The organism is Rhabdobacter roseus (genome assembly GCF_014202275.1).
GTDB classification, from domain to species: Bacteria; Bacteroidota; Bacteroidia; order Cytophagales; family Spirosomataceae; genus Rhabdobacter; species Rhabdobacter roseus.
The window spans coordinates 533,414-547,984 of record NZ_JACHGF010000004.1; the positions used below are offsets into that span (position 1 = coordinate 533,414).

11 protein-coding genes are annotated in these 14,571 nt (G+C 53.1%); 5 read left to right on the forward strand and 6 right to left on the reverse strand.

All coding sequences use genetic code 11. From position 1 onward, the window contains the following. Positions 1–28: 28 nt before the first annotated feature. The gene (locus HNQ92_RS16250; RefSeq protein WP_184175100.1) at positions 29–2,845 is read right to left on the reverse strand and encodes an outer membrane beta-barrel protein; all 2,817 of its coding nucleotides are present in this window, start codon (positions 2,843–2,845) and stop codon (positions 29–31) included. 524 nt (positions 2,846–3,369) lie between these two features. Here HNQ92_RS16250 and HNQ92_RS16255 point away from each other — a divergent pair. Further along, positions 3,370–5,412 (forward strand): sensor histidine kinase, encoded by a 2,043-nt coding sequence (locus HNQ92_RS16255; protein ID WP_184175101.1) that lies wholly within the window; start codon positions 3,370–3,372, stop codon positions 5,410–5,412. A 72-nt stretch (positions 5,413–5,484) separates the two neighbouring features. On the opposite strand, the gene HNQ92_RS16260 is transcribed toward HNQ92_RS16255, so the two are convergent. The 4 genes from HNQ92_RS16260 to HNQ92_RS16275 form a co-directional block, all read right to left on the reverse strand. Then, positions 5,485–6,912 carry a glycoside hydrolase family 125 protein gene (locus tag HNQ92_RS16260; RefSeq protein ID WP_184175102.1) on the reverse strand — a complete coding sequence of 476 codons (1,428 nt, stop codon included), beginning with the start codon at positions 6,910–6,912 and terminating at the stop codon, positions 5,485–5,487. 384 nt (positions 6,913–7,296) lie between these two features. Then, positions 7,297–8,562, reverse strand: coding sequence for an acyltransferase family protein (locus HNQ92_RS16265; RefSeq protein ID WP_184175103.1), 1,266 nt, complete (start codon positions 8,560–8,562; stop codon positions 7,297–7,299). 249 nt (positions 8,563–8,811) lie between these two features. Next, positions 8,812–10,044 (reverse strand): S-adenosylmethionine:tRNA ribosyltransferase-isomerase, encoded by a 1,233-nt coding sequence (locus HNQ92_RS16270; RefSeq protein ID WP_184175104.1) that lies wholly within the window; start codon positions 10,042–10,044, stop codon positions 8,812–8,814. 5 nt (positions 10,045–10,049) lie between these two features. Beyond that, positions 10,050–10,562: a hypothetical protein gene (locus HNQ92_RS16275; RefSeq protein WP_246440254.1), complete on the reverse strand. Its 513-nt coding sequence runs from the start codon at positions 10,560–10,562 to the stop codon at positions 10,050–10,052. A gap of 195 nt (positions 10,563–10,757) precedes the next feature. Between HNQ92_RS16275 and HNQ92_RS16280 the strand changes: the two genes are divergently transcribed. The 3 genes from HNQ92_RS16280 to HNQ92_RS16290 all read left to right on the forward strand — a co-directional run bounded on the left by HNQ92_RS16280 (position 10,758) and on the right by HNQ92_RS16290 (position 13,131). Continuing rightward, on the forward strand, positions 10,758–11,306 hold the full coding sequence (locus HNQ92_RS16280) for a cob(I)yrinic acid a,c-diamide adenosyltransferase (RefSeq protein ID WP_184175105.1): 549 nt from the start codon (positions 10,758–10,760) through the stop codon (positions 11,304–11,306). A 380-nt stretch (positions 11,307–11,686) separates the two neighbouring features. Continuing rightward, complete coding sequence (locus HNQ92_RS16285) at positions 11,687–12,310, forward strand: hypothetical protein (RefSeq protein ID WP_184175106.1); 624 nt, start codon at positions 11,687–11,689, stop codon at positions 12,308–12,310. Between the two features lie 188 nt (positions 12,311–12,498). Next, complete coding sequence (locus HNQ92_RS16290; protein ID WP_184175107.1) at positions 12,499–13,131, forward strand: hypothetical protein; 633 nt, start codon at positions 12,499–12,501, stop codon at positions 13,129–13,131. On the opposite strand, the gene HNQ92_RS16295 is transcribed toward HNQ92_RS16290, so the two are convergent. Then, a complete protein-coding gene (locus HNQ92_RS16295; RefSeq protein ID WP_184175108.1) occupies positions 13,128–13,520 on the reverse strand; it encodes a hypothetical protein in 393 nt (130 codons plus the stop codon). The two genes, HNQ92_RS16290 and HNQ92_RS16295, sit on opposite strands and share 4 nt — an antisense overlap. A 155-nt stretch (positions 13,521–13,675) precedes the next feature. Between HNQ92_RS16295 and HNQ92_RS16300 the strand changes: the two genes are divergently transcribed. Further along, positions 13,676–14,512: an SDR family NAD(P)-dependent oxidoreductase gene (locus tag HNQ92_RS16300; RefSeq protein ID WP_184175109.1), complete on the forward strand. Its 837-nt coding sequence runs from the start codon at positions 13,676–13,678 to the stop codon at positions 14,510–14,512. The last annotated feature ends 59 nt before the right edge of the window (positions 14,513–14,571 follow it).

Consider the following 14,571-nt stretch of genomic DNA (forward strand, 5'->3'; position numbering starts at 1 on the left):
TAATTAATTGGTGATTCAATGATTTGATTTAAAACTGTTGCATGATGCGTATTCCGCCCGGCTGCGGCCCCCGCTTAATCCCCAGCGAGTAGGTGAAGCTCAGCAGGAAGTACCTTTGCAAGGAGCGGATCTGCTCGTCCTGCACGAAGTTGGCCTGCGCCACGCGGTTCACGACCACGTTGCGGTTGAGCAGGTCCACGGCTGAGAGCTTCAGCTCACCCCGCTTGTTTTTGAGCATGGTGCGGGCCACCGAGGCATTCCAGAGAGGTACCTGCTGGCTGAAGTCGGAGTCGGGAAAATGGTAAATGGCGTAGTCGAAGGTGGAGCTCAGCGTAAGTACCTTGCCCAGGCGCCAGTTGGCTTCCAGGTCGTAGTTTTGATTGGTAAAGCGCTGGTTCAGAGTGGTATTGAGCGAGTAGGCGGTTTGGTTGTAGGTGAGGCGGGCGCTGGCCGTCAGGTCAAAGCTTTCCTTGTAGCGGTACTCCAGCCGGAGCGTGTTCCGGCTCACCAGGCGGCGGGTCTGGTTGTCCTGGCCGTTGACGGGCGTGATGGAGCGGTTGTAGAGCAAATTGGTACTGAGGTTCACGCGGGTATTGAGCGGCCGGATGCGAAAGCCCTTGGCTACGTCACCCATGAGGCTGTAGTCATTCCGGACGTTGACGGGCCGGAAGGTGCGTACCAGGTCGGCGTCGATCTGCTGGCTGTCGGTGAGGCGGTTGGCCGTGTAGGTGAAGCTCACGAAGCCAAACAAATTGCTGAATTTTAGTTGGTTGAAATCAAAAAACTGCAGCCGGAGGCGGTGGTTGTACTCGGGCCGTAGCGCCGGGTTACCCACGTACACGTTGAGCGGATCGGTGTTGTCCACGACGGGCGAGAGCTGCTGAATACTCGGCTCACGTACGTCGGTGTCATAGGTAAGGTTGAGGTTACGGGTATTGGTGAAGTTGTACTGAAAGCGGGCGTTGGGCAGGGCGTTTACAAAGCTCCGTTCGATGTTCGTGTCCTGCTGTACAAGTACCCCTTTCAGCGACGACTGCTGCACGCTCAGGCCCACCGAGGCGTTGTAGGTAGTTTGGGTGGTACGCAAGTTGAAGCCGCCGCGCTGGTAGGTGAAGTCGTTCCGAAACTGGTTGCTGAGCGGGGCGTTGAGCCGCCGGGTGCGTCCTTCGTCGAGCAGATCGTACACGCGCCGGTCTACCTCGTTGAGCGCTTTTTGCCAGGCGTAGTTGAGCTCCAGGTACTTGCGTTGGCCCAGCGGCTCGGTATAAGCGAGCGTCAGGCCGTAGTTTTGGCGGTCGTTGGTTTGCTCGTTTTCCTGGCGCAGGGTATCGGCGCGCGTCGGCGTGCTGCTGTTGTTCCCAAAGAAGCGGTTGAGGGCGTGGAGGGTACCTTGGCGGTCGCTCTGGTCGAGGCCCAGGCTGAGGTTGCTGGACAGCGTGCGGCCCTTCTTGCGGAAGCGGTGCCGAAAGAGCAGGTCGGAGTTCAGGCGCAGGCCGTCGCCCTGCGAGGAGGTCGTGCGCAGGCCTTCGTTTTCGAGCTGGCCGTCGGCCCCGAAGGCGCGGCTCTCCCCGCGCACGCGGGCGGTGGTCTGGCGGTAGTCGAAGCGGTTGGTCCAGCGAATGGAGTTGGCCGAATCGATCTTCTGGTCCAGCACCAGGTTCATCCGGTGCGTGGCGTTGCCGGTATGCTGGGCGTTTTGCTGGGTACTGCCAAAGGTACGACCGGGCAGGAAAGTCTGGCGGTTGATGCGCTGGTCGACGTTCTGGCCCAGCTGGTTGTAGAAATAGCTGCCGTTGACCTCGGTTTTGGGCGTAAGCTGGTTGTTGAAGTTGACGCCCCCGGCCCAGTTGGTGAGGTAGCCGTTGGTGCGGCCGCCGAGGTTGAGCGGGATCTCGTTGTCGCCGTCGCCGTTGATCTGAATCCGCACACCGCCCTGGCCCGACATCATCCGCTGCGCTGCGCCGGTAAAGTTGAGGTAGTCGTCGGTCGAGAAACCCTGCTGGTTCACGTTATTCCCCATGCCCAGGAAGGACAGCTGCTTGGTTTTGGAAAAGCGGTTTAGGTTGCCGCGCAGCGCGTAGCGGTGGTTGGGCCCGCCACCGCCCGTCAGGTTGCCGAAGGTCATGTTTTTCTTTTCTTCCTTCAGCGTGAGGTTGATGGTCTTCTCGCGCTGGCCGTCGTCAATGCCCGTAAACTGCGCCTGGTCCGACTTGCGGTCCAGTACCTGTACCTTGTCGATAGCGTCGGCGGGTAGGTTGCGGGTGGCTATTTTGGGGTCGCGGCCAAAAAACTCCTTGCCGTCTACGGTGACGCGCTGTACCTGCTGGCCCTGGGCGCGTACGGTGCCGTCGCGCTCTACCTCCACGCCCGGCAGGCGCTTGAGCAGGTCCTCCACCACGGCGTTGGGCTGCACCTTGAACGAGTCGGCATTGTATTCGATGGTATCCTGCCGGATTTGGACCGGTGCCCGCTCACCCCGTACCACTACCTCCTGTAGGTCTTTCGGAAAGGGTACTAGCGACAAGGTGCCTAGCTCCAGCGTCGGCTCCGCCAGTACTTCGATGCGCTGGCGGTAAGGCTGAAGGCCCACGAAGGTAACCTGGAGCAGGTACCCTTCGTTGCTTACATTTTTAAATTCAAAGCGCCCGTTGGCCTGCGAACGCCCAAAGGAAACCAGCGACGAGTCGCGCCCGCTGAGCAGCATCACGGTTGCTCCTTCGAGCGGCCGACTGGCCGAGTCAAGTACTACGCCCTGCAGGCTGATCTTTGCCGGATGTTGGGCCAGTAGCGGCCTGCCGAGCCCGAAGAGAAGCAGGAGCATTAAGAAAAAGGAAAGGTTTTTCATGGCTAAAAGTACCTGTGGCTGGGAGGGAAATAAGACGCAACAAAGGTACCCGCCCGTAGCCAGGAACTAGGTTAATCGTCCTTGCAACAAGGTTAATTAAGGTTAAAAGGGGAGTGAGTGGAAATGGGTAGTGGTCAGAGTGGCTACAGCTTGGATACCGCCCAGGTTTAGAAAGATAGAACTCCGCTTTTTTTGCCGAAATAGGGGCCGGCTGCGGGACTATTTCAAATCACCGGTTTGTATTCATCCATAACCTTCCTATTTTTACGTACCAATCAGAAAAACAGTAGTAAGTACTTGCTTTTAAGTACCTTGGCCGGGCCTCAGCCGCTCTTGTGCAGGGAATTAATTATACCTACCTTTAGTTTGACTTTTTGGCGCAGCAGGCTACCAGGAAGCGTAGGCAGGAGGACGGGGCGAGAGTATTTAAATAATTGATTAACAAACCTATGGTAAAAATTTACAAGTATTTTTTCAGGGGCTCGGCGGGCACTTGTATACTTTCATTTTGCCTGGGGTTGTGTATGGTGTCGTGCGATTCGGGGTTTCAGCGCAATCCTGACCATATCGCTTACGTAGATAGTATTCAGGAACTAGCGCTTCGAAATTTCGATAAAAACCCTGACGCCGCGAAGGCTTTTTTCGACTCAGCCTATAACCTGATCGACCGGCCCGGAGTGGGCGCCCAAATCCGGAAATATGCGTTCCTGGGCGGCAAGTACTACCTCGAGCGCAAAGACTACCCCAACGCCATTGCCTACCTGGACAGCATCCCCCTGACGCTGGCTACCGAAGAGCTCAAGCAGAAGTACATGCTGGAGTACGTCATGGCTATTTTTCGGAAAGGGGACGTACTCTTTGAGTATAAAAAGTACCACGAGGCCTACCAGCACTACTACCGGGGGAAGATGATGGCCGAAACGGTGCTGGACCGCTGCGTTCAGAGCCAATATACCTACCGGCTCGGGATGGTGAGCTACAAACAGGGTAAGTTTGTGGATGCGGCTTCTAATTTTAAGCAGTGTTTTGAAGATGCCTCCTTCTGCCAGCCTGATTTCACCAACTTCGCTTTGCGCCAAGAGGTACTTAGCAATACCGCCCTTAGCTACGCCCGGGCAGGCATGCTTGACAGTGCGGTTTACTACAGCAAGGCGGCGTTGGCGTACATCCGGGAAAATGAAAAAGTGTACCCCGACCGGAAGGAGTACCTAGCCCGGGCCAAAGGAGTGGTGTATGGCAACCAGGCCGACCTTTACACCAAAACCGGACGAACCGCCATCGCGGAAGATTTGCTGAAAAAGAGCATAGCTATCAACAGCCAGCCCGGATTTGACAACCACGACGCCCAGGTTTCCTTATTAAAGCTAGGAAATCTGTACCTGGAAACCAACCAGTTGGCCAACGTTCGGGTAGTGGCTGAAAGCCTGGCGACCTCGCTGGATACCATCAAAAGCCTGGTGGTGGAAGCCCGGCTTCACAAGCTCAACTGGGGCTACTACGACCGCCTGCAACAGCCCGACCGCGCCTATAAGTACCTCAGAGAGTACATGCTGCTGAACGATTCGCTGGAGCGAGCCAACAAAGACCTGGTGACCGCCGATGTGTACAAGGAGTTTGAGCGGATCGAGCAGCAGTACCAGTACAACTTGCTCAGCAAAGAGAATGAATTAAAAAAAGTATATCTCTACATTGCCATCCTGGTAGCGGTCATGATTTTGGTGATCCTGCTGCTGCTCGTTCGAAACTGGCAAACTACCCGGCGCAACGTAGCGGAGCTGACGCGCCTCAACAAGCAGGAGACCTTCCAGAACATGCAGTTGGAGCAGGCTACGGCCGATCTGCGCGAAATCAACGACAACAAGGACCGGATTCTGAAGGTCGTGGCCCACGACCTGCGCAATCCCATCGGGGCCATTGGTACCATCGCGATGCTCCTGCTGCAGGAAGCCCAGCTCTCCAAAGAGCACGCCGAACTGGTGGAGCTGGCCCAGGAGTCGAGCCAGCACGCGATCAAGATGATCAATGATTTGCTCACAACCAACCTCAACAACCGCCCCGCCGACATGAAGAAAGAGTGGGTAGATGTGCAGGCGCTGATCTACCAGTGCGTGGATACCCTGCGGTTTAAAGCGGAGGAGAAACATCAGCGTATCGAGCTGATCCTGGACGAGCCCGTTCGGCTTTTGGTAGACCGCGAAAAGGTGTGGCGGGTACTGAGCAACCTGCTCACCAATGCCATTAAGTTCAGCCCCACGGAGGGCGTGATCCGCCTGAAAGCGGAGCAAATCGACCAGACGTTCCGGCTCACCGTGCAGGATGCGGGCATCGGGATTCCGGAACATCTGAAGGAAAAAGTATTTCAGGCGTTCTCGGAAGCCAAGCGAAAAGGTACCCACGGGGAGCCTTCCTTTGGGCTGGGGCTGTCTTTTTCCAAGCAAATCATTGAGGCGCACCAGGGGGTTATCTGGTTTGAGAGCGAGCCGGGCCAGGGCACTACCTTCTACATCGAGCTACCCGCCGAGCCCCAGGCCGTTGAGGCGGCCTCTACCGCTACCTATAATTCTTAGGAAAATCCGGCTGAGGTACTTTACAAAGAAAAAGTACCTCAGCCGGATTCAGTAGGGGAGAACGACCCTTTGCTAGTACACCTTAGCCAGCAGCTGCGGGTGCGTTTTTTCCAGCGTGAGCAGCAGCTCGCCAAAGAGCGTATTGACCCACGCAAACCACTTGCGGGTAAACTTCGTGGCGTCGTCTTTATCAAACGACTCGTGCATGAAGCCCGTACCGGCGTGGGTTGTTTTGAGGAGCCGCAGCTGTGCTTCAATCTCCGGGGTACTGGTAGACGTCATGGCGCGGGCAATGATCCCCATGGGCCAGATCTGGTCCACCAGCGTGTGCGGACTACCCAGGCCTTCGCCGGCTTGGCCCCGGAAGAAGTACGGGTTGTCTTCGCTGAGTATGAACTTGCGCGTATTCTGGTAAATTGGGTCTTTCACCGGCAGCGCCCCCAGGTACGGCAGGCTGATGAGCCCCGGAATCCCGGCGTCGTCCATGAGCAGGTAGTTGCCAAAGCCGTCTACCTCGAAGGCGTAGATCTTTCCGTACTTGGGGTGCGGGTACACGGCGTACTTTTTCAGGGCCGCTTCTACCTCCGTCGCCAGCGCCCGAAACTCCTGCGCCAGCGCCGCATCGCGGTGAACTACCTCCAGAAGCTCCGCTACCTGCCGGAACGAAATGACCGCAAAAAAATTGGACGGAATAAAAAACGGGTAGATGGTGGCGTCGTCCGAAGGCCGGAAGATGTTGGCGATCAGCCCCACGGGCCGGATCGGGTTGCCGTAGCCGTTGCCGGGTACGGTGTCCGTCGACCAGGACGTGACGCGTCCAAAGCGGTACGGCCCGCGCCCCTCTTTGCGCTGCTGCTCCCGGCAGGTTTGCAGCACCAGGCTCATGGCCTGCTTCCAGTCGGGGTCGAGCGGGCGCGTATCGCCGGTGGTTTTCCAGTAGTGGTAGGCCAGCCGGATGGCGTAGCAGAGCGAGTCCAGCTCCCACTTGCGCTCGTGCAGCATGGGTTTCATGGCCGTGGCGTCCTTGGACCACTCGCTCTCGCGCGGCTGGTCGTAGAAGGCGTTGGCGTACGGGTCGATGAGGATGCAGGCCGTCTGGCGGTTGATGAGCCCCGCCACCAGGTGCTGTAGCTTGGCGTCCTGCTTCATGAGGGGCAGGTAGGGCCACACCTGCGCGGTGCTGTCGCGGAGCCACATGGCGTCGATGTCGCCCGTAATGACGAAGGTATCCGGTTTATCTTCAATGGTTTTGAAATGGACCGTCGTATCAAGCGTATTGGGAAAACAATTCTCAAACATCCAGGCCAGCTCCGGATCTTTGATGACCTGCTTCATGCGCTCGATGGTGGCCTCCACCGCCGTACTGGAAAAATTCCGCTTTTCGGCCGGTACCCGCACCGTCGGGAAGTCGGCGGGGGTACTTTGCGCCACCGACCAGCCTGCCGCCGCCACGCCCAAGGTAGCCAGGGTACTTTGTTGCAAAAAGGTTCTGCGCTGCATAAGATCGAATGGCTAAGAGATTTCTTAAAAAAATTTAAGAATACAAAGTAACGTATTTTTTCCAGCGAAATGAAGTACCCCGCCGAGCAATACGTTATTTTGAGCTACTTTGTTTTTTTACCAAAAACGCCAGGAAAGAAAAACAAGACCAGGTACCTCTGGCAGGTACTTTGTAGCAGAGGGCTCGGGGCATAGGGTACTTTGTGGCAGGAAGTTTCGGGCGTGGGGTACTTTAGTTTGGGGCGTAGGGGTACTTTAAATTGAACTAAGCGTTTCTTGGCCGCATAGCGGTCAAATGTTTGTAGGTGGCTGTAGTGGAGAAAAGCCCGCGCGCGTGCCTTGAGGTACGTAATCATTATGCGGCCCCTAAGCACCTTATTCGCCCTACACTTTAAACACCAACCGCCGACGATAAAGTACGTACAGGATCACAAACCAAAATAGCAGGTAGAGCAGCGCCCAGGCCAGCGACGCCTGGAGGGGATTGGAGAAATGCGGCACGAGCCGGAAATCATAAAGGTAGCTTTGCAAGCTGACGGACTCCGGCTGAGCGGGCGAAGGTACCTGGATGCTGCCCAGCACCCGCGGAATAACGCCCGAAAAGAAAAACACCACGATGGGATTGAGCCCAAAAATAACGAAGGGAAGCGTCCAGCGGGTGTAGCCGCGCAGGTCGATGATCCAGTACAAAGTACCCAGCACCAGCAGCGCTAGCCCGGCGGCGTACAATACGTAGGAGCTCGTCCAGAGGGCTTTGTTGATGGGAAAAACCGTCCCCCACAGCCAGCCGAGCGCGATGCCACCCAGTGCCGCCGCCAGCAGGTAGGCGGTCTTTTGGTTTTTGGAAAGGGTACTCTGGAGCAAAGTACCCGTGAGCAGCCCGGCGATGCCCGTCGCTACCGCCGGGAGGGTACTTAGGAGGCCTTCGGGGTCCCAGGTTTTGGAGACAGACCAGAGGTGGCCCGGCAGCAGTAGGTTGTCCAGCCAGGCGGCCAGGTTGATGCCTTTGTCGAGGTTGGCCGGGCCGAAGCCCGGTACCGGCACGAGCGTCATCAGCGCCCAGTAGATCAGTAAAATGGCTACACCCATAAGTACCTGCGTGGCGGTACTTGTGGTCAGGTACAGCAGCGAGACCAGCAGGTACACCAGCGCGATGCGCTGCAAAACCCCCGGAATCCGCACCGTACTGTAGGCCTCGAAGCCGCCAAAGGCCAGGAGCATCATGAGTGCGAAAATACCCAGCGCCACGTAGAGCTGGCGCTTTTTGTCGTATTCGCCAAAGAGCGCTACCACCACCAAGGCCGTTAGGGCCAGGCGGATACCCAGCAGCGGCAGACCGGTAAGGCCGAAAAAGGTTATTTTGGAGAAGAAATTCAGGAATAAACCCAGCGAAAAAATGCGGAGCGCGCGGGTGAGCAGCCGCTGGAAGGTACCCGAAGTAAGTACCCGCCGGGGCGTGGAAAGTACCGTGGTGATGCCCACAATGAACAGGAAAGTCGGAAAGACCAGGTCCGTGGGTGTGCAGCCGTGCCATTCGGCGTGCAGCAGCGGCGGGTACACGTGCTCCCAGCTACCGGGATTGTTCACAATGGTCATGAGCATGATCGTGAGGCCACGCAGCACATCCAGCGAAAGCAGGCGATTTTTCATAAAGGCAAAGTACCCGAGGAGGTTTCGGTTGGTAGGTCAAGAAGTACTTGCGAGTAATATACCACAAAAGTACCTGCCATACTACGTCAGCGGGGGGTACTTGTACTACTGCCCGGTACCTTTGGACCCACAAAGAAGGAAAGTACCCCATGAAGTGAAACAAAAGTACCCCCAAAATACAAGGCCCAAGTACCCTTTGCTCGAAACGTAGGTACCCCTTTGCTCCATGCCCTCTGCTACAAAGTACCTCTAGCTCCGCCAGAGCAGCGACGAATCGCCGTAGCTGAGGAAGCGGTAGCCCTCGCTGAGCGCTTCGTCGTAGAGGCGCCGCCAGTCGGGACCGACAAAGGCCGCCACGAGCAGGATGAGCGTGGAGTCGGGCTGGTGGAAGTTCGTGATGAGTCCGCGGCAGAGCTGAAAGCGGTAGCCGGGGAAGATGAAGATCTCCGTTTCGCCCACGAGCTCGGAGAGTCCGGCTTCGTCCATGTGCTCCGCCACGGCCGCCAGCGCTGCCGGGGCCGAAGGTACCTGACCAGCGGCCAGGAGCGGGTAGGGGTATAGCTTCTCGATCCAGAACGAAGTACCTTCCCGGCGCAGCAGCTTCACGCCGTACCAGTAGAGGCTTTCCAGCGAGCGCAGCGAGGTAGTTCCTACGGCCACGATCTGGTCGGCTTTTTCGAGCAATTGCCCCACCAGCTCCCGCGAATACACCACCTGCTCGGCGTGCATCCGGTGCTCGGTGACGGTGCTGGCCTTGATGGGCTGAAAAGTACCCGCCCCCACGTGCAGCGCCAGAAACGCGCGCTGGGTACCTTGAGCCGCCAGTTGCTCCAAAACCTGATCGGTAAAATGCAGCCCCGCCGTAGGCGCGGCCACGGCCCCTTCGTGCCGGGCGTAGACGGTCTGGTAGGTGTGCTTATCGCTGGCTTCGGTGCCGCGCTTGAGGTAAGGCGGGAGCGGGATTTCACCCAACGCCTGCACCACGTCCAGAAACGTATGGTCCGATACCCACCGCAGCCGTACCTGGTTTTGGTCGTAGTCGGCGTAGGAGGCTTCCAGAAGTACCTCCTGGGTACCTACCGTGAGCGTGGCCGAAAGTACCTCGCCGGGCTTCCAGCGTTTTTTGTTGCCAATCATGCAGGCCCACACGCACTCGCGCCGCACCAGCATGGCGTCGTTGATCACGCGCGTGGGTAGCTCGGGGTGCAGTAAAAGTACCTCTACGGTAGCGCCGGTGGGTTTCTGAAAGTACGCCCGGGCGGGGATCACCTTCGTGTTGTTAAAAACCAGCAGCGTGTCGGCGGGTAGGTACCTGGGCAGGTCGGTAAAGCGGCGGTGCTCCAGGGTACCCTGGCCGTAGACGAGCAGCCGGGAGCTGTCGCGCGGGCTAAGCGGATAGCGGGCAATGCGCTCGTCGGGCAGGTGGTAGGTGTAGTCGCGGAGGCGAATGGGCTCCGCATTGGGCCGTCCATTTTCTTCCATTAGGCTTACAAGGTATCCGGGACCGGCGGGCGCATCAGCCGCACCGGAAGCGCCACAACAATAACAGTCAGCATCACGAGCCCCAGGTAAAGTACCCAGGCGAAGTCAAACACATCTTGTTTGAACTGCGAGCTACTCACCGTAGAGAGCGCCAGCAGCGTGAGCGCCAAAATGGTATTGATGGCCGCTACCAGGCTGTAGAGCCAGTTGGTGAGGTGCTCACGGAGTTCCTCGGGCTGCTGCGCCCAAGCCTCACGCCGGGGAATGGGCAGCGACGACACGGGTACTTTCACGAGCTGCCGCGCCACCGCCCTAATCACCACGTTGTTGAACAGGATGAGCCCCATCACGATGTAAAATACCGTACTTTTATCAAGGTAGTTTTCGGGTACACCGGCGGGTGAAAAATCGACGGCCACCAGGTCCGGCAGGGTGGCGTAGGTCCACATCAGAACGCCCACCACCAGGAGCACCGAAAACCAGCGCCATACTTTTATGCCAAATGTTGTTACTTTCATGCGGAAATAGAGGTAGTACTAACTTATCAAGTGCACAGAATTGTGCCAAAAGCGGTGCAAAATTAGGGCGGCCCGGTTCCAAAACCTAATACCCGTTCGGAAGGTTGTTTTCTAAAAGAAACCGACGGACATAGAAAAGCCGGAAGTACCTTTGCGCGCTTCGCTTATTCACCACTTTCTTAAAGTACCTTACCCATGAAAATCTATACCAAAACCGGCGACAACGGCACCACCGGGCTCATTGGAGGTACCCGCCTCAGCAAAGCCCACGTCCGCATCGAGGCCTACGGTACCGTAGACGAGCTAAACGCCTACCTGGGCCTGCTGCGCGACCAGCCCGTGAACGACGCCCGCCGCGACCTGCTCAAGGAAATCCAGGACCGGCTCTTCACCATGGGCTCGCACCTGGCCTCGGAGCCCGACCAAACCCGCAAGCCACTCCCCGACCTGCACGAGGCCGACATAAAGCGCCTGGAAGACGAAATGGACCGCATGGACGAAAAACTACCCCCGCTGCGGGCTTTTGTGCTGCCCGGCGGGCACGCTTCGGTTTCGTACGGGCACGTGGCGCGTACCGTGTGCCGTCGGGCCGAGCGCGCGGTGATTCAGCTGCACGAGCAGGAGCCCGTGGAGGAGATCGTTATCCGGTACCTCAACCGCCTCTCCGACTACCTCTTCGTACTTGGCCGCAGCATGGCGCAGGAGCTGGGCGTGGAAGAAGTGACCTGGAAGCCTAGGTTGTAAAGGAGAAAAGTGGCCGCTCGATAAAATTTTATAGGATTAAATAAAGTGTTTCCTTAAATTATTGGGTCTTTCGATTTGCGGGCAGAGCAGCAAAAATTCTGCTCAAGGCCTGGTAGGAGGGCGTGAGGATTGGATCTTTGGAAAAGTTGAGGCGGCGTTGAGATATTCGGCTGGAGAGGATTAAATTTTATAGGATATTGAAAGCTAATTTGGAGATGTAATCTCTCGGTTTAAAAAATAAATACGACATCAAAAGTACAATAATTCATTATAATAGTACAAATAAATACAAAAAGTACTACAAAACTTGCGTATATTTACGAGTTGTATGCTATGCTAATAACCATCATAATGTTTAAAGTAAGAAAAAAATTAATTAAATGTCAAAAGCCACAAGTTTTATAGGAGAACATACGGTTGAACTGACAATTGTGCCGATTTTAAAACGCATACTTGACAAAGAATTTTCCTTTGTTGTTCCTCTCTTCCCATGGATGACACGCGAAGGAGGAATTGTATCTAAAATGATTCACGAACACGATCAGTTTAAAATAATTGGTTTATACCCAAGACGACCGAAACTTTCAATATCAAAAACAGATACTATCATTTTGAAAATAAGCAATCAAGTAATTTTTGGTGCAAATAGTGGGAAATCTCTTGGAATACCAATTATTGCAGGTTTGCCATTAGTTAGAAGTTTTTGGGAATTGAGTGATAAACCTGAATGTTTGTGGTTAAAACTTGACTTTAAAGATGGTGAACAAGTAGAATATGAAATTCCATTTAACAAGACTTATCAACCTGAAAAATCGTTGTTGACAAAAACAATAGAATCTGAATCTGAAATAATACATTTAATTCAGGAAACAGCAAAAACATTCAACATAGTTGAAGCTATCGAAGCATTTGGAAAAATAAAAATGGACAGTATGAATTTAGACTTTTATTCAAGCTTTGCATACATGGGAGGATATAAACCAATATATTTCCTACTTAAATGAAGCACAGCATACAACAGGCGTTTGGCTCAATGGCGGGTGACGTGGTTAATTGAACATTCTACCTCGCATCAACTTTTGTGGTGTATTGACAGTTTTGTGCTCCCAAATCCGCCACTGCGCCAAGTGCCCAAACGTTAGTGGCAAGCGTATAACGACACTCACTGAAACGAAAAACATAAAAACGACAAATGATTTCAACCAAAGAACTAAACTTACCTGACGGACAAAAATTACAGACAATTTGTAAAGCAATTTCTGTTTTAGACGCAATTCTTTCCCAAGAATGGGAATATCGATATTATTCATACAACAATAAATGGGCAGACAATGAAGAATTTTGTGAAATGCGAAATGGTTCGGGCGACCAAATGCTAATTTTATTTAGAGAAGACGGCTGTGTAATAAATGGTTTTGCTCACGAATATCAACAGCAAGAAAAAGAGAAACTAACAAAAAATTTACCTTCTATTTTTGACGAATTTATTTTTGGAGAACCTGTAAAAACAATCGGAACAACATTTTGCGTTTGGACAACCGAAAATAAAGCTTGGAAAACTGGACAAATCGAAAATTACGAAGATAATTCTGACGAAATGTTGAGCATTTTTGACGGAAATCCACAAACTTATGTTGATTGGGCAACAGAATATTTTGACGAAAGTTTTATAGAAAGTGGAATTCCTTTGGAAACCGTGACAGAAATTTATAACGGAAAAACGCTGACAAAAGAAATGGTTTTGACAATCGTTGAGCAACTTGAAGATTGGGAACAACTTGAAGCTGACCTAAACGAAATTGGTTATCCGTATAACTTTAACTAACCGAAAAACGCCAGCTGGTAACAAGGGTTTTGCAATAGTGGGGCGAAACTGCTAAATTCAACGGCAGTGCTTCGATTAAACTTTTGTGCAAAATTGAAGATTTGTGCTTTGAAAGCCCCACCATCGCAAAGCCCCGAACCGTTGTGCGTCATGCCGCGAAAATAAAGATCGAATGAAATGATAAAGAAAATTAGTTTGACTCTGTGGATACTGATAGGGTTTACCACAATACTGTATTCGCAAATTGATAAGAAAGACAAGAAAATAATTAAAAAACTTGATTCTTTTTTGCCTTTGTTGGTGTTTTCACCAACAAAGGCTCCAATGCAACGCCAAAAGTTTATGTAGTTTAAAAGTGCATCTATACGCCTACCACGCGGCGTCCGCATCGCTATCCAAACGACATAAACCTACCCTTGCTCCAAACCCTTTAGACAGCCCATCGTTGTTTCAGATACAACAACCGTTGATTTGGCTAATTCCGCTCGCTACATTCTTTCCACTTTTGCAGTGTCAATAATTCATTAATTTAAAACGCAAAGAAATGGACACAAAAAAAGTATGGCTAGTCACTGGAGCGTCAAAGGGATTAGGTTTGTTCTTAGTAAAAAAGCTGTTGAACGAAGGCTACCAAGTAGCTGCTACTTCCAGGAACGTGGAAAGTTTGGAAAAGGAAGTAGGGATATCGGCAAGCTTCCTTCCCTTGGAAGTACACTTGACGGATGAAAAGAGTGTAAGCAATGCTATTACAAAAACCTTGGAAGCGTTCGGTACTATTGACGTAGTAGTGAATAACGCAGGCTATGGGCAAATAGGCGCTTTGGAAGAGCTGAGCGATCAAGAAGCTCGTCAGAACTTCGATATCAATGTGTTTGGCTCGCTCACTATTATCAGAAATGTTATGCCTCATTTCCGTAGTAAAAAATCGGGACATATTATCAATATTGCTTCTATTGCGGGTTTGCTCGGTACGTTTCCTGGCTTTGGGATTTATTGTGCTACCAAATTTGCCATGGTTGGTTTTACGGAATCTCTGTCGGCAGAAGTAAAAGAATTTGGCATAAAGGCAACGGTAGTATATCCTGGCTATTTTCGCACCAATTTTTTGGATAAAGGGTCGCTTAATCTTCCTCAAAACCCGATTGAAGATTACACGGCAGTAAGAAACTCGGAAAGATGGCACGAAAGCGAGATGAAAGGCAACCAACCGGGGAGTCCTGAAAAAGCCGCACTTGCTTTTATACAATTAGCCGAAAGTGAGAATCCACCACTTCATTTTATTATGGGAAGCGATGCCTTCGGAATGGCGAAAAATAAAATCGAAGAATTACAAAATGAATTAAGCACTAACGAAGCGTTGAGCAAGTCAACTGATTTTTAATTTGGAAAAAAGAGATAGAGTGGGGGATATTCTATCTCTTTTTTCTAATTCTATAAAAG

What these genes read in the sequence shown, in the direction of transcription:
- HNQ92_RS16250 (WP_184175100.1), bottom strand. Translation starts at nt 2,845, where the DNA reads ATGAAAAACCTTTCCTTTTTCTTAATGCTCCTGCTTCTCTTCGGGCTC.
- HNQ92_RS16255 (WP_184175101.1), top strand. Translation starts at nt 3,370, where the DNA reads ATGGTGTCGTGCGATTCGGGGTTTCAGCGCAATCCTGACCATATCGCT.
- HNQ92_RS16260 (WP_184175102.1), bottom strand. Translation starts at nt 6,912, where the DNA reads ATGCAGCGCAGAACCTTTTTGCAACAAAGTACCCTGGCTACCTTGGGC.
- HNQ92_RS16265 (WP_184175103.1), bottom strand. Translation starts at nt 8,562, where the DNA reads ATGAAAAATCGCCTGCTTTCGCTGGATGTGCTGCGTGGCCTCACGATC.
- HNQ92_RS16270 (WP_184175104.1), bottom strand. Translation starts at nt 10,044, where the DNA reads ATGGAAGAAAATGGACGGCCCAATGCGGAGCCCATTCGCCTCCGCGAC.
- HNQ92_RS16275 (WP_246440254.1), bottom strand. Translation starts at nt 10,562, where the DNA reads ATGAAAGTAACAACATTTGGCATAAAAGTATGGCGCTGGTTTTCGGTG.
- HNQ92_RS16280 (WP_184175105.1), top strand. Translation starts at nt 10,758, where the DNA reads ATGAAAATCTATACCAAAACCGGCGACAACGGCACCACCGGGCTCATT.
- HNQ92_RS16285 (WP_184175106.1), top strand. Translation starts at nt 11,687, where the DNA reads ATGTCAAAAGCCACAAGTTTTATAGGAGAACATACGGTTGAACTGACA.
- HNQ92_RS16290 (WP_184175107.1), top strand. Translation starts at nt 12,499, where the DNA reads ATGATTTCAACCAAAGAACTAAACTTACCTGACGGACAAAAATTACAG.
- HNQ92_RS16295 (WP_184175108.1), bottom strand. Translation starts at nt 13,520, where the DNA reads ATGCGGACGCCGCGTGGTAGGCGTATAGATGCACTTTTAAACTACATA.
- HNQ92_RS16300 (WP_184175109.1), top strand. Translation starts at nt 13,676, where the DNA reads ATGGACACAAAAAAAGTATGGCTAGTCACTGGAGCGTCAAAGGGATTA.